The sequence below is a fragment of the Streptomyces sp. NPDC037271 genome (assembly GCF_055603605.1).
The window spans coordinates 136,756-154,850 of sequence record NZ_JBVJVN010000015.1 but is presented as its reverse complement, the minus strand read 5'-3'; the positions used below and the strand labels follow the sequence as shown (position 1 = coordinate 154,850).

Annotated in this window: 19 protein-coding genes; 8 read left to right on the top strand and 11 right to left on the bottom strand. The window is 71.0% G+C overall.

Going from position 1 to position 18,095, the window contains the following annotated elements:
- Positions 1-19 precede the first annotated feature (19 nt).
- Together ACZ7G3_RS24495 and ACZ7G3_RS24490 are read right to left on the bottom strand one after the other, a co-directional pair.
- Entirely contained in the window at positions 20-877 is an 858-nt protein-coding gene (locus ACZ7G3_RS24495) for an endonuclease/exonuclease/phosphatase family protein (protein ID WP_470928246.1), read from the bottom strand.
- A gap of 110 nt (positions 878-987) precedes the next feature.
- Positions 988-1,194: a VOC family protein gene (locus ACZ7G3_RS24490; protein ID WP_470928266.1), complete on the bottom strand. Its 207-nt coding sequence runs from the start codon at positions 1,192-1,194 to the stop codon at positions 988-990.
- 31 nt (positions 1,195-1,225) lie between these two features.
- Between ACZ7G3_RS24490 and ACZ7G3_RS24485 the strand changes: the two genes are divergently transcribed.
- Positions 1,226-2,044, top strand: a complete 819-nt coding sequence (locus ACZ7G3_RS24485) for a siderophore-interacting protein (RefSeq protein ID WP_470928245.1) — start codon at positions 1,226-1,228, stop codon at positions 2,042-2,044.
- Positions 2,045-2,178: 134 nt separating this feature from the next.
- Here the strand turns inward: ACZ7G3_RS24485 and ACZ7G3_RS24480 are convergent, their stop codons facing one another.
- The 3 genes from ACZ7G3_RS24480 to ACZ7G3_RS24470 all read right to left on the bottom strand — a co-directional run bounded on the left by ACZ7G3_RS24480 (position 2,179) and on the right by ACZ7G3_RS24470 (position 4,841).
- Positions 2,179-2,571 (bottom strand): VOC family protein, encoded by a 393-nt coding sequence (locus tag ACZ7G3_RS24480; protein ID WP_426599115.1) that lies wholly within the window; start codon positions 2,569-2,571, stop codon positions 2,179-2,181.
- On the bottom strand, positions 2,568-2,870 hold the full coding sequence (locus ACZ7G3_RS24475) for an ArsR/SmtB family transcription factor (protein WP_426526741.1): 303 nt from the start codon (positions 2,868-2,870) through the stop codon (positions 2,568-2,570). The genes ACZ7G3_RS24480 and ACZ7G3_RS24475 overlap by 4 nt, the downstream gene beginning before the upstream one ends.
- Positions 2,871-3,008: 138 nt before the next feature.
- Positions 3,009-4,841, bottom strand: a complete 1,833-nt coding sequence (locus ACZ7G3_RS24470; protein WP_470928244.1) for an AMP-binding protein — start codon at positions 4,839-4,841, stop codon at positions 3,009-3,011.
- Positions 4,842-5,187: 346 nt separating this feature from the next.
- Here ACZ7G3_RS24470 and ACZ7G3_RS24465 point away from each other — a divergent pair, with 346 nt between their 5' ends.
- Positions 5,188-6,030 (top strand): alpha/beta fold hydrolase, encoded by an 843-nt coding sequence (locus ACZ7G3_RS24465; RefSeq protein WP_470928243.1) that lies wholly within the window; start codon positions 5,188-5,190, stop codon positions 6,028-6,030.
- A gap of 1 nt (position 6,031) precedes the next feature.
- On the top strand, positions 6,032-7,291 hold the full coding sequence (locus ACZ7G3_RS24460) for a hypothetical protein (RefSeq protein ID WP_470928242.1): 1,260 nt from the start codon (positions 6,032-6,034) through the stop codon (positions 7,289-7,291).
- 98 nt (positions 7,292-7,389) lie between these two features.
- On the opposite strand, the gene ACZ7G3_RS24455 is transcribed toward ACZ7G3_RS24460, so the two are convergent.
- The 5 genes from ACZ7G3_RS24455 to ACZ7G3_RS24435 form a co-directional block, all read right to left on the bottom strand.
- Positions 7,390-7,722: a putative quinol monooxygenase gene (locus ACZ7G3_RS24455; protein ID WP_426599111.1), complete on the bottom strand. Its 333-nt coding sequence runs from the start codon at positions 7,720-7,722 to the stop codon at positions 7,390-7,392.
- Positions 7,723-8,199: 477 nt separating this feature from the next.
- Positions 8,200-9,213, bottom strand: a complete 1,014-nt coding sequence (locus tag ACZ7G3_RS24450; RefSeq protein ID WP_470928241.1) for a DUF2891 domain-containing protein — start codon at positions 9,211-9,213, stop codon at positions 8,200-8,202.
- Positions 9,213-9,863 (bottom strand): pyroglutamyl-peptidase I, encoded by a 651-nt coding sequence (pcp, locus tag ACZ7G3_RS24445; RefSeq protein ID WP_470928240.1) that lies wholly within the window; start codon positions 9,861-9,863, stop codon positions 9,213-9,215. The genes ACZ7G3_RS24450 and pcp overlap by 1 nt, the downstream gene beginning before the upstream one ends.
- Before the next feature lie 52 nt (positions 9,864-9,915).
- The gene (locus tag ACZ7G3_RS24440; RefSeq protein WP_470928239.1) at positions 9,916-10,890 is read right to left on the bottom strand and encodes a DUF979 domain-containing protein; all 975 of its coding nucleotides are present in this window, start codon (positions 10,888-10,890) and stop codon (positions 9,916-9,918) included.
- Positions 10,887-11,606: a DUF969 domain-containing protein gene (locus ACZ7G3_RS24435; protein WP_426599107.1), complete on the bottom strand. Its 720-nt coding sequence runs from the start codon at positions 11,604-11,606 to the stop codon at positions 10,887-10,889. Before ACZ7G3_RS24435 ends, ACZ7G3_RS24440 begins: the two co-directional genes overlap by 4 nt.
- 217 nt (positions 11,607-11,823) lie before the next feature.
- Here ACZ7G3_RS24435 and ACZ7G3_RS24430 point away from each other — a divergent pair, with 217 nt between their 5' ends.
- From ACZ7G3_RS24430 to ACZ7G3_RS24410, 5 genes are all read left to right on the top strand, one after another.
- Positions 11,824-12,576 carry a LamB/YcsF family protein gene (locus ACZ7G3_RS24430; protein WP_470928238.1) on the top strand — a complete coding sequence of 251 codons (753 nt, stop codon included), beginning with the start codon at positions 11,824-11,826 and terminating at the stop codon, positions 12,574-12,576.
- Positions 12,573-13,232, top strand: a complete 660-nt coding sequence (locus ACZ7G3_RS24425; RefSeq protein WP_470928237.1) for a 5-oxoprolinase subunit B family protein — start codon at positions 12,573-12,575, stop codon at positions 13,230-13,232. The genes ACZ7G3_RS24430 and ACZ7G3_RS24425 overlap by 4 nt, the downstream gene beginning before the upstream one ends.
- Positions 13,229-14,086, top strand: a complete 858-nt coding sequence (locus ACZ7G3_RS24420) for a 5-oxoprolinase subunit C family protein (RefSeq protein WP_470928236.1) — start codon at positions 13,229-13,231, stop codon at positions 14,084-14,086. The genes ACZ7G3_RS24425 and ACZ7G3_RS24420 overlap by 4 nt, the downstream gene beginning before the upstream one ends.
- A 239-nt stretch (positions 14,087-14,325) precedes the next feature.
- Positions 14,326-15,543 carry an AAA family ATPase gene (locus tag ACZ7G3_RS24415; protein ID WP_470928235.1) on the top strand — a complete coding sequence of 406 codons (1,218 nt, stop codon included), beginning with the start codon at positions 14,326-14,328 and terminating at the stop codon, positions 15,541-15,543.
- 17 nt (positions 15,544-15,560) lie between these two features.
- Positions 15,561-17,183 (top strand): VWA domain-containing protein, encoded by a 1,623-nt coding sequence (locus ACZ7G3_RS24410; RefSeq protein ID WP_470928234.1) that lies wholly within the window; start codon positions 15,561-15,563, stop codon positions 17,181-17,183.
- Positions 17,184-17,276: 93 nt separating this feature from the next.
- Here ACZ7G3_RS24410 and ACZ7G3_RS24405 read toward each other — a convergent pair whose 3' ends face one another.
- Complete coding sequence (locus ACZ7G3_RS24405; protein WP_426599101.1) at positions 17,277-18,092, bottom strand: SAM-dependent methyltransferase; 816 nt, start codon at positions 18,090-18,092, stop codon at positions 17,277-17,279.
- Positions 18,093-18,095: the final 3 nt, after the last annotated feature.

The window sequence follows — 18,095 nt, the reverse complement described above, 5'->3', positions numbered from 1 at the left end:
GACCACCGCATGCTCGCCATCAGGCCAGGTCGGTGTGGACCAGGTGGTGGTCCGAGTACGGGCTGGGTTGCACGCGGTGTTCGAGCGGGGCGAAGCCTCGCAGGAATATGTAGTCGAACTTGCTGTGCCAGTCGGTGGTCGGCTCGCAGGTACCGGCGGGCGAAGGATGACACCGGGGGTCCGTGTCCGTGGCCAGTGCCCATATCCGGTCGAGCTCGGGGGCGTCCGGCACGGCGTTGAAGTCGCCGAGAACGACTGCGCGGTCGTACCGGGCGACATCTGCGGCGAGTACACCGGACTGGTCCGCTCGGACCGCTTCTTGACGTCGGTGGGCGAGGTGGGTGTTGAAGACCCGGACGGACTGCCCCTCCACCAAGGTGGTGACTGCCATGTACCCACGGTCTTCGGACCCGCCGTCGGGATATTCCACGTTGACGCGGTCCGTCATCGGTGCCGCCGAGAGGACGGCCTGGCCGAAGGCTCCCGGATTCCAGGGCACTCCCCCGCAGCGGCCGCGATGACGGAGCACCGTTCCGTACTCGACGTGGTAGACCAGCCCGTAGAGGCTCTCCAGGTAGTCCCGGATCCTCTCGACGTCGCGCACGCACGCTTCTTGCAGACCGATGACCTGGGGCGCGTACGTGGCGATCTCCGCCGCCCGGTCCACGTTGCTCACCTCGCAGGGGTTGCAGATGTTCCACGTCATGACCCGGTTCGGTACGACGTCCGTGGCGGCGTCTGCGGGCAGGGACCTGACGGAGAGAAATCCGCTGGGCGCACTGGCGCCGACGAGCACCATGCAGGCCAAAGTCATGGCGCCCGCGAGCAACCGCGTGCCCCGTCCGAGCACCGTAGCCTCCTCGATGTGGATACACATGGCATCTGACGTCTCCGTGCACAAGGTTATGGGACGCGGTTGTCGGCACCACACGCCTCTGCCCGTCTACCGGGTCGGCCCGTCCGGTCACCGCGCGCAGCTACGAGCGATCACCCGGCGGTGGTCGGCCGACGCCGAAGTTCTTCCTCCGAGACGTCCTCCAGACGGGCCAGAAACACCCACATGTGACCCGAAGGATCCCTGAGGACGGCCGTGCGGTCACCATGGAACATGTCTGTCGGCGGCTGGAGGATCTCGGCGCCGACGGTCTCTGCGCGCGCTGCCAGGCTGTCGAGGGCAGCGGCGCGACGGGTGATGCAACCTTCAACTTAGGTTAGCCTGTCCTGCATGGGGAAGGTCCATCGGCTCATGCCACAGCAGCCCAGGTTGTTCCGCGCCCGCGTCGTGGGCACCGAACGTGTCTCCCCGTCCATGCAGCGTGTAACCGTCACCGGCCCGGATCTTGCCGAGTTTCCATGGCTGGGGTACGACCACTGGTTCCGGTTGTTCCTCCAGCTCCCTCATCAACCCCGTCTCCGCCTCCCGGAGTTCACCGGCACCCAGTGGTGGCAGCCCTACCTCGCGATTCCCGAGCGCGAACGGCCGCACTGCGCCAACTACTCCGTGGCCGACTTCCGTCGGCAGGCGGCGGAGATGGACATCGACTTCGTCGTACACCGCGGCCCCGGGGGCGACATCGAGGGCAGAGCCGCGATCTGGGCCTGCCGTGCCGCCCCGGGAGACGCGCTCGCCCTGCTCGACCAGGGCATCCTGTTCGACTGCCCGAGCGACGCCTCCGAGGTCACCGTCGTGGCCGACGAGACCGGACTGCCCGCCGCGGCGGGCATTCTCCGCTCGCTGCCCGGCGGGACGGTCGGCCGGCTCATCCAGGAGATCCCCATCGCGGAGGACAGGCGCGCGCTGACCGGTCCGGCCGGAGTGACCGTCTCCTGGGTCGTGCGCCAGGACACCACCTCCGTTCCCGGCGTCGCCGCGCTCCGTGAGCTTCGACGGCTCCCCTCCCCCGACCCGACGGGATACGCCTTCGTGGTCGGGGAGTCGACCCTCGCCACCGAAGGCCGCAGGCATCTGCACCGTGCGGGTCTGCCGAAGGACCGCATCACCTTCTCGGGCTTCTGGAAGCACGAGAAGACGCGGGCCGCCTGACCGGAGCTGCGTGCGAGCAGGTCGGAAGGCCGAGGACCTCCGCCGATCAACCGGCCCGCTCGACACCGGAAACGCATGTCCTCGGCGGGCGCGGTGCAAGCCGGAGCCGGCCCGTCAAGGTCGAGACCAGCCGTCTACTCCGCCTGGGTCGCGATCTGGATGAGGTTGCCGCAGGTGTCGTCGAAGACCGCGGTGGTGACGGGGCCCATCTCCACGGGCTCCTGGGTGAAGCGAACCCCCAGCTCGAGCAGGCGCTCGTATTCCGCCTTCACGTCGTCGACGGCGAACTGGGCGAGCGGGATGCCGTCCCGGACGAGGGTGTCGCGGTAGGTCTTGACGGCCGGGTGACCGGCGGGCTCCAGGAGGAGCTCGGTACCGGCGGGCTCGTCGGGCGAGACGACGGTCAGCCACCGGTCCTTCTCGCCCACCGGCACGTCGTGCTTCTTCACGAAGCCGAGAATGTCGGTGTAGAAGCTCAGGGCTTTGGCCTGGTCGTCGACGAACACGCTGGTCATATTGATCTTCATGGGATGCTCTCTTCCGATCGGTGTGCGTCGGGAACGAGCCAGCGCTCGGTGATCCGCCGCAGCGGGACTGTGTTCAGGTCGTGGAACTTGTACCGACCCTCCCGCCTCGTCTCGACAAGCCCAGCACCCTCCAGCACGGCGAGGTGCTGGGAAACCGCCTGACGCGAGAGGCCGAGCTGATGCTTCATGCTCAGTCTCGAGCAGATCTCGAACAGTGTCTGTCCTGATTTCTCCGCGAGCTCGTCGAGGATGGTTCGACGGGTGGGGTCGGCCAGGGCTTTGAAAAGGTCGTCGGCCACAACCACAGGATAGGCAAGCAGTCACTTGCCTATCAAGTCGAGGACCCTCCACCCAGCTCGACCTGCGCCGCGGCCGCTCGACGACCCCTTCCTCGTGCCGTTCGCACAGCGCAGCGTCGGCGCCTGGAGCCGGATACGTCAGCCTTCGGTGTGCAATCGAGCCCTGATGTCGTCGCGCAGCCGCGCCTTGTCCGTCTTGCCGACCGCGGTCAACGGAAGTTCCGGCACCTCGATGAGCCGTTCGGGGAGCTTGAACCGAGCCAGTCCGCTGTCCTCCAGATACGTGCGCATCTCCCGCAGGGACGGCACTCCGTCGTCGCTGCCCACGACGTACAGGCAGACGGCTTCCCCCAGCACACGGTGCGGCATCGCGACAGCCGCGGCGGCCCGTACACCCGGGTGCGCCAGTACCAGCGCTTCCAGTTCGTCTGCCGGAATCTTCTCTCCGCCGCGATTGATCACGTCTTTCACACGCCCGGCGACGACGAAGTTCCCGGACTCGTGACGCCGAACGAGGTCGCCGGTGCGGTAGAAGCCGTCGGGGGTGAACGACGCGGCTGCCACGCTCCCGTGGTACTCCGTGATGACTCCCGGGCCCCTGACCAGGAGTTCACCGATTTCTCCATCGGTGACCCGTCGCCCCTCGCCGTCCACTACGAGGGTTTCGTCGCCCGGCGAGGAGGGGCGCCCCTGTGTCGTGAACGCCACCTCGGGCGGGTCTTCGAGCCGGGTGAAGTTCAGCTGGCCCTCGCTCATGCCGTACACCTGCTGGATCCGGCAGCCGAAGGCCTCGGCCAGTCGGGTGGCCGTGGATTCGTCCAGGCGCGCCCCGCCGATCTGCAGGACCTGCAGACTCGACAGGTCGTGGCTGCCGAGGGCGGCACTCGCGGTGAGCCACTGCCGGGCGAGCGCGGGAGTGAGCGCGCAGTGTGTGACGCGTTCTCGCTCGATCAGCGCCATGGCCACGGCGGCGTCCTCCGGTGCGGCGAGTACCACCTTTCCGCCGCCGGCGAGGGTGCCGAGGATCCCTGGGCCGGAGAAGGCGAACGCGTGTGTCACGGGCAGGACGGCGAGGAACACCGAATGCGGTGTGAGTCCGGAGACCGCCGCCGAGGTGCGGATCACGTGTCCGAGCGCCTCGTGGGTGCGGGCGATGGGTTTGGGCGCGCCCGTGGTCCCGCTCGAGAGCAGGAAGAGAGCGGTGTCCGAGGGATGCCGAACCACGTCCTCGGGAGCCGGAGGGCCGGCCTCGATGAGCTCGTCGATGCTCACACGGCCACCCGCCGACCCGGTGATTCCCGAGACGAGCAGGGTCCGTAGGGACGGATGCCGCTCGCGGAGCTTCTCGGCGAGCCGCAGGTGGTCGAAGCGCTGGTGCCGGGCCGGCACGGCCAGCACGGTCGGCGTCAACGCGGTGAGTACCGACTCGAGTTCGTGTTCGCGCAGGGCGGGGAGGACGAGAGCCGGGCGTGCGCCGAGCCTGATCAGCGCGAGTACGAGGATGACGATCTGCACCTGGTTCGGTAGTTGCACGATCACGGTCTCGCCGGGCCGGACGCCGGTGTGCGCCAACCTGGCAGCACAGCCGGACACCGCCGCTTCGAGCTCGGCCCTGGTGAAGGTGCGGTCTGCGCCGACCAGCGCCACACGGTGACCCGCGTGCACGCGGGTGCTCACCGCGAGGTCGTCGAGGAACTCCGGGCGCCACCAGCCGCGGTCCCGGTACTCCCGGTGAGCCCCTGCGCCAGGCAGGCGTTCGCCGACGATGTCGGCAAGTTGCCGCACGGTGTAGTCGTGCTCGGTCCAGAGATCGACGCGTGTGGCGAACCGATCGGCCAGCTCCACCTGGATCTGCGTGAGATCTACGGAGTCGAGCGCGAGATGTGTACGCAGCTGCGCGTCGTCACGCAGCAGTTCTTCCTCGATTCCGAGGTCACGGAGGATCTTTCGCACTTCTTCGATGCCCGCCACCCGGGCCTCCTTGCCTCGAGACACATCGCAACGACTGGTCATCACCCGCTGCCCACTGCCGTATTCACAGGCAGAGGCGGTCACGCTCGCACTGGTCGTGTGCCGGTGTTCAGGGCGGGCGCGTGTGTCCGCGGTCCGTTGTCGGCCATGGGACCTCCTTCGAGGCGGGCGCCATGGTGGGTATGCCCGGGGCGGGTTGCGACAAGACCGGCGCGCGGGAGCAGTGAGAAGCGCATGTGACCGCGGAGCGTGATGAGTTGGGCCCTGCGGGCTCCCGCACGCCCTGCACTGTCCGTGGTGGATGTGACACGCTGTGTTGTCACACAGGCTGTGCTATTGGAGCGTGATGAACCCACTGAACAGCGGGACGCTCGCGGTGCCGGGCGCGAAGATCTATTACGAAGTGCGGGGCGCGGGCCCCTTTCTGCTGCTCATCGGAGGAGGTAACTCCGATGCGGCCGTGTACAAGCGCCTGGCTTCCGTCCTGGCCGCGGACCATCGTGTCGTCACCTATGACCCGCGCGGGAATTCACGCAGCGCGCTCGACGGCGACCCGGTGGACCAGAGTGTCGAGGAGCACGCCGACGACGCGTACCGGCTGATCCGGCACCTCGCCGGTCCGGACGAGCGCGTGTGCGTCTTCGGAAGCTGCTCGGGCGGACTCATAGCCCTGGAACTCACGATCCGCCACCCGGACAGGATCCGGTTGACCGTCGCCCACGAACCGCCTGTTCTGAGCGTTCTTCCCGACGCCGGCCGGCACGTGGCGCTCCTCGACGACGTCTGCCGGACGTATCGCCGGGAGGGCATGGCACCGGCGCTGGTCAAACTGCAGGCCCTCCACGGTGGCCGGCCCGCGCCGGCCCTGCCGGAGGTGCACAACAACACCGACTTCTTCCTGACCCACTTCGTCCGGCCCTTCACGCGTTTCGTGCCCGATCCGGCGGCACTCGAAGGCGTGGCGCACAAGGTGGTGTGGGCCGGTGGGCATGCCTCACGGGGGGACCTCGTGCACCGCCCGGCCCTCGTCCTCGCCGAGCGGCTCGGCCGCGAACTGGAGCTGTTCCCCGGCGGGCACGTCGGCTACGCCAGATATCCGGCCGACTTCGCCGAGCGGCTCGTCGAGGTTCTCACCGCCGCTTCCGGCGGGGCGGACTGTCCGCAGGGGACCACCGGCGGAAGGCTGTGACGTGCGGATCGTGATGGGGGCGCAGAACTGCGGCTTCGGTCCGGCATCCGAGCTCGTCGCGGTTTCCCGGCAGCTTCCCGGGCACGAGCGGGTGTTCGTCGGCGACGGCGTCGCCGCCGTCTTCGCCCGGCGCAACCCCGATGCTTTCGACTACGTGTACGACACCAGCGGAATGCCGGAGCAGGCCGGGGCGGCGGTGATCGAGGATCTGCTGCGAGGCTGCGATCACGTGGTCTCCGTCATGGACGCCGAGTTGGTGTTCCGGTCGGTCGTGGCGCGGCGGCCGGTGACCATGGTGGACTCCCTGTTCAGTTTCTGGCGGCTCGCACACTCGCCGGCCGGAATCCACGCACTCTGCCGTTCCATGCCACGTTCCTGCTACAGGTCCGCCGACCGCCATCTGACACGTCTTTCGCCACACGAGCGGGTTGTCGCGGCTCACCTGCTCGCCACGCACAGCGTCGTACAGAACTTCCCCGGCGTTGCCGAGCGCGCAGCCGAGCTCGGCGCTCTGGTCACCGGTCCCGAGATACACCGGACCGGACCGATCATCGACGTCGAAGGGCTCCGGAACGTCGTACGCACCACCGAGCCGGCGTACGACCTGCTGATCAACGTCGGTGGGTTCAAGAACTTCTTCCTGGACTTCGACGTGAACAACGACTACTTGCTCCTGCTGCGCCGGTGGATTCCGGACCTGCTGCGTGACTGGCCGCGCTTCCGCCGTGTCCTTGTCTGCGGCGGCCCGTTCGGCAGGGGTCGGGAGCGGACCGTCACGGTGATGGGCAGACAGGCCGACTGCTGTTTCCTGCGCCAGCGGGAGCTGCTCCAGGTCACGGCGAGTACCGCGGACTGCCTGTTGGCTCCCGGGCTCACGGCGCTTCACGAATCGATCGCCCTGGGGCGGTTGCCCCTGGCGATCCACGAGCAGCACTACGCCCATGTCTTCACCATGCGAGCGCTGCACGGCACGCTGTTCGGCCGTAGCGGCGGCCGGTTCACGGACGTGGTGCCGTCTCACGCGTTGCCGGAGGACGACTTCGCCGGGACTGTGGCCCTCGTCGAGCTGGCAGGCCGTATCCGGGAAGACGACGGGCTCTACGCGAGGTATCGGCGAACTTTCAACGAACGTATCGAGCAGTACGTCTCACTCGCCGCACCTCAGCGCCGGCAGGGCGTCGAGGAGCTCGGCGGGCTGCTCGAAGGTGAGCCGGTCGGCTCGGTACTGACCCGCACCCTGAACACCTCGCACGCCGCGTAGCTCACGGCGCCCCTTGGTCCAGGTGTCCTTTCCGAGGCGGCTACCGGCTGTGGGCCTCCGTTCGCGGGAGGCCCACAGACCGGTGCGCCGGCGCCTGCTCAGCCCTCGTCCGGGACCGCCATCTCGCCGAGGAGGGACCAGTCCTCCTGCGGGACCGTCGCGTTGACGATCCGCGGCGTTTCCACCAGGTGGGGTGGCAGCGTCCTACGGGCCTCGGCGAAGTGGTCGGAACCGACGTGCGCGGCGCCGGCCTCGTCGTCACGGAACGCCTCGACCAGCACGTATTCGGTCGGGTCGTCGACGCTGCGGGACCAGTCGAACCACAGGCACCCGGGCTCGCCGCGGGTCGCCTCGGTGAAGGCACGGGTGATGTCGGGCCACGCGTCGGCGTGCTCGGGCCGGACGCGGAACCTTGCGGTGATGAAGATCATGGAGAGCCTTTCGGGCGTTCAGGGGATGGCCGGTCCGACACTCAGGGAACGGGATCGCGCCCTCGGACGCGTCCTGCCTCGAGGTCGTCCACGGCCTCCTGGTAGCGGTCCAGGGGTGGGGGTGGTGTGCAGCCGGACCTTGCCCTGACTGCCGGCACCACGAGTTCGCACAGCTCGCTGTGGGAGCCGATGAAGTTGATCGGGGGATGTTGTCGATGGCGGATACGTCGCTCTTCTCGCCGTAACCGACCACATGGTAATCGCCGACACGGCCCAGCTTGCGCACGCCTCCCGGGCGTCGCGGCCCTCACCCGCGAAGTCGGTCACTGCTTCGGCCCCGCGCCCGCCTGTCGGGGCGAGGGCTCCGCCGCGGCGACCGGCCTCACCCGGTGCGACGACCGGGTCGACGCGAACGCCCGGGTGGCGTCTTGGGCGGTCGTGCCCACCGTGTGCCCGCCATCGCCGGTGACCACCTGTTCAGTCGCAGGCAACAGGGTCGAGTGCCAGCGCGGCGAACGTGGCCAGCCAGTGGTCGGTGGTGAAGTCACCGCGTTCCACGGCCGGCAGGCCCGCCGCGAGGTGCGCGTCGGCCGCCTCGCCCAGGCGGGTGCGGGCCGGTCCGTCCGGCAGGGCGTCCGCGAGGGAGCGCAGCGCGGCCGCCCTGCTGAGGGTCAGGCCGAGCAGATGGCCGATCTGCGGGTCGGCGTGGTCGGAGACGACCGGTACGTCCAGCAGGGGGCAGGGGGCACCGGAGCGCAGCGCGGGCAGGAAGCGGTCGAGCCACGCCGCGAACGTCTCCTTCGGGAGCACCCGGCGCATGGCGTCGGCCTCGCTCAGTGCCGGGGACAGGAAGTCCTGCCCGGACGGTTCCCAGTGTGCGGGTGCGTCGTGGTCGTCGGCGAACCAGGTGAGAAGGCGCTCGCGCACGGCGCGGTCGGTCGCGGCCGACAGTTGTCCCGAGTCGAGGGCGAGGCTCAGCGCGAAGGCGCTGTTGGGGTGGTTGCCGTGGCGTACGGGATAGGTGGCCTTGGGCAGCCAGTCGGTCAGCAGCCCGTCGACGGCGGCGACGGCCGGCTCCAGCGCGGCGGCCCAGCGGGCGCCGGCCTCACCCGGCAGCGCCCGGCACTCGGCGGCGAGCGCGAGCAGCCACGCCCAGCCGTAGGGCCGCTCGAAGGAGGGCCGGTCGCGGAGGTAGGCGGCTTCGACGGCCAGGTTGCCGGGAGTGAGGTGCCGGTCGAGTACGGCGACGGCCTGCTCGGTGTCCGGCAGTGCGGGCGTCCCGCCGTGGCGGCGCAGCAGGCGGACGAGCAGCCAGTGCATGTGGACCGAGGAGTGCCAGTCGTAGGCGCCGTAGAAGGCCGGGTGCAGTGAGCGGGGGGCGAGGTGCTCGTCGGGAGAGGTGATCAGGTGGGCGGGGAAGTTGGGGTACTCGCGGGTGATGTTGGCGAGGGCGAGCCCGGCGAAGGGGGCCGCGTAGGCGCTGAGCGGCATCAGTGGGTGGCTCCTTCCGTGACCTTGAGGTCCCGCTCGGCCGGGGTGCGGGCGGCGGTGACCAGCAGGGCGCGCAGGCCGTGGGCGACGGTGGCGGGCGGCAGGGACGGCGCGGTGCCGTCGGTGACCTGTTCCGGCGCCCAGGGCACGTGCACGAAACCGCCTCTGACGTGCGGGAACTCGGTGGCGATGAGGTGGCCGAGGCCGTAGGCCACGTGGTTGCACACGAAGGTGCCGGCCGTGTTGGAGACGGCGGCCGGGACGCCGGCCTCGCGCATCGCGGCGACGCACGCCTTGATGGGGAGGGTGGAGAAGTAGGCGGCGGGGCCGCCCTGGACGACCGGTTCGTCGATGGGCTGCCGGCCGGCGTTGTCGGGGATGCGCGCGTCGTCGGCGTTGATGCCGAGGCGTTCGACGGTGACGCCGGGGCGTCCGCCCGCCTGGCCCAGGCAGAGCACCAGGTCGGGGGTGTGGGCGTGGACGGCGTCGCGCAGGACGTCGAGGGACTTCCCGAAGACGCAGGGCAGTTCGGCGGCGGTGACGTCGAGTCCGGCGGGCGGTTCGGCGGCCACCAGGGAGGCCGCCTGCCAGGAGGGGTTCACGCGCTCGCCGCCGAAGGGGGCGAAGCCGGTGATGAGGACGCGGGTCATGGGCATTCCTTGCGGGTGGGGCGGGCGCCGGCCGGAACCGGGAGCCGGGGGCTCAGAAGGCGAAGAGCGCCATGATGACGGTGCAGCAGCCGAGCAGCGCGATGCCCGTCGGCAGCTGTGCCTTGATCGGCCCGTACTGGTCCTTGAGCTCGAGCAGGGTGGCCGGGACGATGTTGAAGTTGGCGGCCATCGGGGTGCACAGCGTGCCGGCGAAACCGGCCAGCATGCCGATCGCGAGGACGGCGGGCTCGTTGCCGTGCATCTGCTGGATGAGGATGGGCCAGCCGATCGCCGCGGTCATCACGGGGAACGCGGCGAAGGCGTTGCCCATGATCACGGTGAACAGGAACATGCCGACGCAGTACGCGATCACCGCGAGGTACTTGGAGTCCTCCGGCAGGACGTCGTTGACGATCTTTCCGACCTGGTCGCCCACGCCCGCGGCGGCGAAGATCGAGCCGAGCACGGCCAGGAGCTGGGGCAGCAGCAGGGCGGAGCCCATCGCCTCCAGCATGGAGCGGCCGGAGTGGAGCGGGACGGTCACCTTCTTCTCGCCGGTGATCAGCATGCCGACGACGAGCGCGGCGACACAGCCGAGGCCGAGCCCGAGGAGTGTGGCCTTGCCCGATTCGAAAAGGCCGGACTCGTCCAGCACGGAGGCGCAGACGATGGCGACGAGCGGGATGGTCAGCGCGGGGACGAAGATCTTGCTGCCCAGCCGCGCGGCGGACGCCTCGCGCTGCTCGCCGGTGGTGGTGACCGGGACGCCCTTGCCGAGGAAGTTGAACCCGGCGAGCACGATCAGGGTCAGGACGGCGACGCCGAGCGGTTCGGCGGGCAGGGTCCAGCCGCCGTTGCCGGCCGTGGCGTTGGCGACGCCGGTGCCGTAGGGGAAGGTGAGCCCGAGCAGGCCCCAGAAGGCAGCGGACGTCCAGCGCTTGGGATTGCTGCGGTCGGTGGCCATCTGGACGGCCATGACGACGAAGACGAGGCCTATCAGCCAGTACAGCCATTCGACTTTGATCACTTGTCGGCCCCCTCGGGAAGCGGCAGGTCGTGCTCGGCGGCGGCCAGCGCCATCTCGCGCTCCAGCTGCTTGTCCATGAGCAGCAGCCGGGCACCGTGGATGACGAAGGCGCAGACCGCGAGCGGGATCGCCCACAGGGCCAGCTGGGTCGGTTCGATCTCCTGGTGGTACGTGGAGTTCACGAAGCCGGTGATCAGCAGGATGGAGCCGATGGCGATGAAGCAGTCCTCGCCGAAGAAGACGCCCACGGTGTCGGCCGACGCGGAGTAGGAGCGCACCTTCTCGCGCAGCCGGTCGGGGAGCTTGGCCCCCGTGGAGCGTTCGGCGGCGGCCTCGGCCATGGGCGCCACCAGGGGGCGCACGGTCTGCGCCGGGCCGCCGATGCTGTTCAGGCCGAAGGCCGCGGTGACCTGCCGGACCAGCAGGTAGACGGTGAGGAACCGGCCGGCGCTGAGCCTGCCCAGGCGGCCGATGAGGTTGCGGGCCTGTTCGCGCAGGCCGTAGCGCTCGAGCAGCCCGATCACGGGGAGCACGATGGCGTAGACGGTGACCGAGCGGCTGTCGGCGAAGGACCGGCCGAAGGCCGCGAGGACCTCCAGCGGGTCCATCTTGCCGAGCAGTCCGGTGACGATACCGGCGACGCCCACCACGAGGACGGGGTTGCGGCGCGTGACGAATCCGAGGATCACCACGACCACACCGAGGAGAACGATCATTCGGTGGCCTTCTTCAGGCATGAGGGGGCAGGGCACGGATCCGGGAGCTTCGGAGCCGCGGCTTCATCGGTCCTCGGACCATAGCTCCAGATACGTGGCAGATGCACGGACACTAGCGATCGTTGAACGATCTAACAAGAGGTGGATTTCGGGCCACCCGTCACGCACCCTCATCGACCCCTTGTCGGATCGTTCAACAATCGTTTACGTTCAGAGCGTGATCGACCTCAACGCAGACCTCGGTGAAGGCTTCGGCCGCTGGACCCTCACCGACGACGACGCCCTGCTCTCCGTCGTCACCAGCGCCAACGTCGCCTGCGGTTTCCACGCGGGCGACCCCTCGGTGATGCGCCGCGTCTGCGACCTCGCCGCCGAGCGCGGGGTGCGGATCGGCGCCCAGGTGTCCTACCGCGACCTGGCCGGGTTCGGACGGCGTGCCATGGACGTGCCCGCCGACGAACTGGCGGCCGAGGTGGCTTACCAGATCGGCGCGCTCAGGGTGTTCGCCCAGGCCGCCGGAGCCGACGTGGCCTACGTGAAGCCGCACGGCGCGCTCTACAACCGCACCGTCCACGACGCCGAGCAGGCCGGTGCCGTCGTGGCCGGGGTGCGGCTCGCGGGCGGGGCGCTGCCCGTGCTCGGCCTCCCCGGCTCACGGCTGCTCACCGCCGCCGGGGAGGCGGGACTCGCCGGCGTACCCGAGGCCTTCGCGGACCGCGCCTACACCGCGCGGGGCACACTCGTCCCCCGCCGGGAGCCGAACTCCGTGGTCACGGACGAGGACGCGGTGGTACGGCGCGCGCTGGCGTTCGCTGTGCGAGGGGCGGTCGAGGCCGTGGACGGAACGACCGTCGCGGTCGCCGCCCGGTCCCTGTGCGTGCACGGCGACACCCCGAACGCGGCCAGGATCGCGGTACGGGTGCGCGAGGCGCTGGAGACATCGGGGGTCGGGATCGGGGCGTTCGCATGACGGGGAGCCGCTCCCTCACGGCGCGTCCCGCCGGTCGCCGCGCACTGCTCGTCGAACTGCCCGACGCCGAACGCACCGCGGCCTTCCACGCCGAAGTGCTGCGCCGGCGCGCCGCCGGGATCCTGCCGCCCGTGGAGGAGATCGTGCCCGGGGCGCGGACCGTCCTGCTGGACGGCGTGCCGGACCCGGAGGCGCTGGCCCGCGGGATCGCCGGCTGGGAGGTGCCGCCGGCCGCCGACGACGACGGGGACGTCGTGGAGATCGCCGTGCGCTACGACGGGCCGGACCTGGCCGACGTCGCGGCGCTGTGGGGGGTCGCCCCCGAGGAGGTCGCCGCACGCCACGCTTCCCGCACCTACCGTGTCGCGTTCTGCGGTTTCGCGCCGGGCTTCGCCTACCTCACCGGGCTTCCCGCGGAGCTGCACGTGCCCCGCAGGGCCACCCCCAGGACCCGGGTTCCGGCCGGCGCGGTCGCACTCGCCGGCCCCTACAGCGCCGTCTACCCACGTTCCACGCCGGGAGGCTGGCAGTTGATCGGCACCACGCCGGACCCGGGACCGCTGTGGGACCCCGCCCGGGACCGGGCGGCGCTCCTCGCCCCGGGGACCCGTGTGCGCTTCACCACGGCGACCGCCGCCTCGGAGGCCACGGGATGACGGCCAAGCTGACCACGGTGCGCTCCGGCGCGCTCACCACGGTGCAGGACGCGGGCCGGCGCGGCCATGCCCACCTGGGAGTGCCCCGCTCGGGCGCCCTGGACGCCCCCGCGATGCGGCTCGCCAACCGGCTGCTGGGCAACGACCCGGGCGCCGCCGTACTGGAAACCACCCTGACCGGGTGCGCCCTCCAGCCCGACCGCGCCGTCACCGCCGTGGTCGGCGGTGCGCACTGCCCGGTCACCGTGGACGGGCGGCCCGCGGCCTGGGGGGCTCCGGTGCGGGTGCCGGCGGGCGCGGTCCTGAACGTGGGGACGGCGACCGCGGGCGTGCGCTCGTACGTGGCGGTGCGAGGGGGCATCGTCACCGACCCCGTCCTGGGCAGCCGCTCGACGGACCTGCTCTCGGGCCTGGGCCCGGCACCCCTGCGGGACGGGGACGTCGTGCCGGTGGGTGTTCCGGCACGGCCGATGGCACTGCCCGTCGCCGCCCCGTGGCCCGGGCCGCCCACCGAACTGGTCCTGCCGGTACGCCTGGGCCCGCGCGCCGACTGGTTCACCCCGGCCGCCCTGCGCACCCTCGCCTCGGCCACCTACCACGTCTCCCCGCACAGCAACCGGATCGGGCTGCGCACCGAGGGGCCACCGCTCGAGCGGGCGTCGACCGGCGAACTGCCCAGTGAGGGCATGGTGCTGGGCGCCGTGCAGGTTCCGCCGGACGGACGCCCTGTGATCTTCCTGCACGACCACCCGACGACAGGGGGCTACCCGGTCGTCGCGGTCGTCGCGGAACCCGCCCTCGCGGCGGCGGCCCAGGCCGCGGTCGGGACGCCGGTGCGCTTCACGCTCGGCTGAGGGCCGTTCACGAGGTTCACGAGGCCGAGGGCCGCACACGCGGCCGAAGCGACGTCGGTGACGTCCTGGCCGGTCCGGCCGACCGCCCGGCTCGACCGTGCCCAGGAGGCTGCCCCGCACCCATGACGCCGTCCCCGGTGCGCTGAGGCCCGGGTGGCTTCGACCGCCGGGACGGGCAATGCCGCGGGATAGGCTGCGTCTCACCAGCCCAGCCGGACGCCAGAGGCAAGGAGTTGGCCATGGGGCCGCAGGACGCACAGGGGGCACAGGTCTCGCAGGACACGGCTGAACGGCTGCGAGCGATCAGCGACGAGCTGTCGGACCGTTTCTACGAGCGGGCAGACGTGGTGCGGACGCTGGTGGTGACCCTGCTGGCCGGTCAGCACTCGCTGGTACTCGGCCCGCCCGGTACGGCGAAGTCCGAGATGGCCCGGGAACTCACGGGCAGGATCGAGGGGGCGTCCTACTGGGAGATCCTCCTGTCGAAGTTCACCGCGCCGACGAAGATGTTCGGTCCCATCGACGTGGCCGCGCTTGCCCGGGGCGAGTACCGGCAGGTCTACGACGGCCGTGCCACGACGGCGCACGTCGCGTTCATCGACGAGATCTTCAAGTGCTCGACGGCGGCCCTGAACGAGACGCTGGGCTACCTCAACGAACGGATCTACCACCCGGAGAGCGGTGGTGAACCGATCCGCTGCCCGCTGATAGGTGCCATCACGGCGAGCAACGAACTGCCGAGCGGAGAGGACTCCGCCGCGATCTACGACCGGCTGCTCGTGCGGATCGAGGTCAAGTACCTGGAGGACCCCTCGAACTTCGCCGCGCTCGTCCGCTCCGCCGTCAGCCGCCCGGCGACGCCGGCACGGACCACGGTCGAGCTGGCCGCGTTGCGGCACGCGGTGACCGAGGCGGTCCCGGCCGTGGCCGTGCCCGACGCGATCGTGGACGCGATCTGTACGCTGCGGGCGGCGCTGCGCCGCAAGGAGCTCGTCGCCTCCGACCGCCGCTGGCGACAGGCGGTCGGCCTGCTCCAGGCGTCCGCGTACCTCGACGGCCGCCCGACGGTCGCCGAGACCGACCTGTCGGTGCTGACCCACGTGCTGTGGGACTCCCCCGCCGAACGCCCGACCGTCGAACGCGAGGTGCTGCAGCTGGTCAACCCGGACGCCAAGGAGGCGCTCGACCTCGCCGACACCGTCGAGGAGCTGGAGGCCCAGCTCGACGCGATGGCCGGGCAGTCCCGCGAGGCGCTGAGCGAGTGGGTCATCAAGAAGGCCCACAACCAGCTGGCCATGGCGGGCAGGCGGCTGGAGAAGCTCCGCGAGGAGGCGGCGGGCGCCGGTCGCTCCACCGCCACCATCGACCGGGTCACCGGCCGTCAGCGCGCGGTGCGCGCCCGCGTCCTCACCGAGGCCCTCGGCGTGGACGCGAGCATGGTGCAGGCCCAGCCCTGAACACCAGGACGACCAGGATGACCAGGACGACGGGCGAGACGACACCGGGCGGACTCGCGGAGCCGGCGGGCCGGGCCGGTGAGTGGCCGGCCCTGTCCCCCGCTCCCGAACGGCACACGGCGGCCGTGGTCGCGGACGGGTTCGACCGGATGGCGTGGCGCGACACCTACGAGCAGGCGGCCGCACTCCGCGAGCTGGCCGAGGAACTGAACGAGCGCCACCACCACGCCTCCGACCTCCTGGCCGACGTGTTCCTGGCCGCCTACAAGGTCGGCCCGCGGTTGCGCGAGCCCATGGAGATGGACCCTTCGCGGCTGGTCAACCACCAGATCATCGCATCGCTGCTGGAGTCCTCGGAGTTCACCGGGCTGCACCGTGAGACGGCCGGCGACCTCTACGCGGCCGCCATGGCCGTACTGGCCCAGGCCCCCGCGCTGCGCCGGCTCCTGGACGGCTCCCGGGCCGCCCGGGAACAGGCCGAGCGGGCGCGGAAGAGCCGGCGGGAGGCCGAGGCCGCGGCGACCGCCGTGTCCGAAGTGCTCCAGCGGGCCGCCGACGAGACCACCGAGGACGGCACGGTGCCGGCTCCGGCGGCCGACGCCGTACACCAGGCGGTCAAGACCGCGGAGGCCGCCGCTCAGCAGGCCGCCCAGGACGCCACGCAGGCCCTCGCGACGGCGGCCCCCGGCACTCGTGCCACCGTGCGGAACGCGCTGGCGAAGGCTGCCGCGGCGGCCCGGCAGGAGGCCGCGCTGATGCGGGCATGGGGCGTCGGCCCCGGCGAACTGGAGCGGATGCCGTTCGATCAGCGGGCGCGGCTCGCCGAGCGGCTGCGCACCAGCCGGCTCGCACAGTGGGCCGAACTGATCGGCCGCTTCCGGCAGATGGCCGGCGGCGAGCGCGCCCGGAAGGTGGAGAACGCCACCGGCGAGCTGGTCGGCGTCACGCTCGGTGACGACCTCTCCCGCGTCGTCCCCTCCGAGCTGGCCGCCCTCGGCCTGCCCGAGCTGCGCGCGGTGTTCGCCGCGCGCTACGCCGCCGGGGAGCTGATGCTCTACGACAGCCAGGGTGAGCAGGACACCGGCCGGGGCGCCATCATCGCGTGCGTGGACACCTCGCACTCCATGTACGAGGCGGGGCCCGGCGGCATCACCCGGGAGGCGTGGGCCAAGGCGTGCGCCCTGGCGCTGCTGGACCAGGCCCGCCACGCGGGGCGCGACTTCGTCGGCATCCTGTTCTCCGCCGCCGGCAGGCTGCGGATCCACCGCTTCCCGGCCGACCGGCCCGCCGGCATCGCGCGGACCCTCGACTTCGCGGAGACCTTCCTGGGCGGCGGCACCAGCTACCAGAGCCCGCTGACAGCGGCGAGCGAAGTGCTCGAGGAGGAGTTCAACGACGCCGCCCGTTCCCGCGGCGACATCGTGATGCTCACCGACGACGACTGCGGCGTCACCGAGGAGTGGATGCGCGGCTGGAACGACGCCAAGCGCCTGTTGGGCTTCCGGGTCTTCGGCGTGGCCGTCGGAGCCCCGCGCGTCGCCGAGGAGGGCTCCGTCCTGGAGGCCCTGTGCGACAACCTGCGCTCCGTCGAGGACCTCACCGACGTCCACTCCGCCGCCGACCTGTTCCGCATGATCTGACGAGGGGGCGTACGCCCGTTCGGCCCGGGACACACGGTTGGCGGGCCGCGGCTCACCCGCCCCGGGCCGGGTGAGCCGCGGCCTTCCGCGTCGTTACGGCTTTCGGGCCACGGCGCCGTACATCGCGATGTCCTCGTCCCGGACGCCCTGTTCGCCCGTGCCGTCCGGACGCCACTTGTGGACCTGGACGATTCCCGGGTCGGCCAGGTCGAGGCCCTCGAAGAACTCGTGGGCCTCGTCGATGGTGCGCAGCCGCATCGGCATGTCGCGGGCCGCGTACTCGCGCGCGACGCGGCCCACCTCGTCCGGGGCGAACTCGGCGGTGCCGATGGTCATGGCCAGACAGCTCCCGGAGGGCAGGGGCTCCAGGAGGCGGCGGACGATGCCGACCGCGTCGTCCTCGTCCAGGACGAAGTGCACGATCGCGATGACGGTGAGCGCGACGGGCTCGGTCAGGTCCAGGGTCCTGCGGAACTCGGCGGATTCGAGGACCGCTTCCGGGTGCTGGAAGTCCGCCTCGATGTACGCCGTCCGGCCTTCGGGCGTGCTGGACAGCAGTCCCTGGGAGAGAGTGAGGACGATCGGGTCGTTGTCCACGTAGACCACCCGGGATTCGGGGGCCACCGACTGCGCGATCTCGTGCAGGTTGGGGGAGGTGGGGATGCCGGTACCGATGTCGAGGAACTGACGGATGCCCGCCTCCTCGGCCAGCCAGCGCACCGCGCGGTTCATCCAGTCCCGGTTGGCGCGCATGTGCACGGGCAGGGCGGGCCATTCCCGGGCCATCGCGTCTCCCGCCTCCTGGTCGGCGGGGTAGTAGTCCTTCCCTCCCAGGATGTAGTCGTAGATCCGGGCCGAGTGCGCGTGCTCGGTGTCGATCCGGTCGGCCGGCCATCCGCTGTCGGACAACGT

What these genes read in the sequence shown, in the direction of transcription:
- ACZ7G3_RS24410 (WP_470928234.1), top strand. Translation starts at nt 15,561, where the DNA reads ATGACCAGGACGACGGGCGAGACGACACCGGGCGGACTCGCGGAGCCG.
- ACZ7G3_RS24435 (WP_426599107.1), bottom strand. Translation starts at nt 11,606, where the DNA reads ATGATCGTTCTCCTCGGTGTGGTCGTGGTGATCCTCGGATTCGTCACG.
- ACZ7G3_RS24485 (WP_470928245.1), top strand. Translation starts at nt 1,226, where the DNA reads ATGGGGAAGGTCCATCGGCTCATGCCACAGCAGCCCAGGTTGTTCCGC.
- ACZ7G3_RS24450 (WP_470928241.1), bottom strand. Translation starts at nt 9,213, where the DNA reads ATGCCGCTCAGCGCCTACGCGGCCCCCTTCGCCGGGCTCGCCCTCGCC.
- ACZ7G3_RS24455 (WP_426599111.1), bottom strand. Translation starts at nt 7,722, where the DNA reads ATGATCTTCATCACCGCAAGGTTCCGCGTCCGGCCCGAGCACGCCGAC.
- ACZ7G3_RS24420 (WP_470928236.1), top strand. Translation starts at nt 13,229, where the DNA reads ATGACGGCCAAGCTGACCACGGTGCGCTCCGGCGCGCTCACCACGGTG.
- pcp (WP_470928240.1), bottom strand. Translation starts at nt 9,863, where the DNA reads ATGACCCGCGTCCTCATCACCGGCTTCGCCCCCTTCGGCGGCGAGCGC.
- ACZ7G3_RS24465 (WP_470928243.1), top strand. Translation starts at nt 5,188, where the DNA reads ATGAACCCACTGAACAGCGGGACGCTCGCGGTGCCGGGCGCGAAGATC.
- ACZ7G3_RS24425 (WP_470928237.1), top strand. Translation starts at nt 12,573, where the DNA reads ATGACGGGGAGCCGCTCCCTCACGGCGCGTCCCGCCGGTCGCCGCGCA.
- ACZ7G3_RS24495 (WP_470928246.1), bottom strand. Translation starts at nt 877, where the DNA reads ATGTGTATCCACATCGAGGAGGCTACGGTGCTCGGACGGGGCACGCGG.
- ACZ7G3_RS24480 (WP_426599115.1), bottom strand. Translation starts at nt 2,571, where the DNA reads ATGAAGATCAATATGACCAGCGTGTTCGTCGACGACCAGGCCAAAGCC.
- ACZ7G3_RS24415 (WP_470928235.1), top strand. Translation starts at nt 14,326, where the DNA reads ATGGGGCCGCAGGACGCACAGGGGGCACAGGTCTCGCAGGACACGGCT.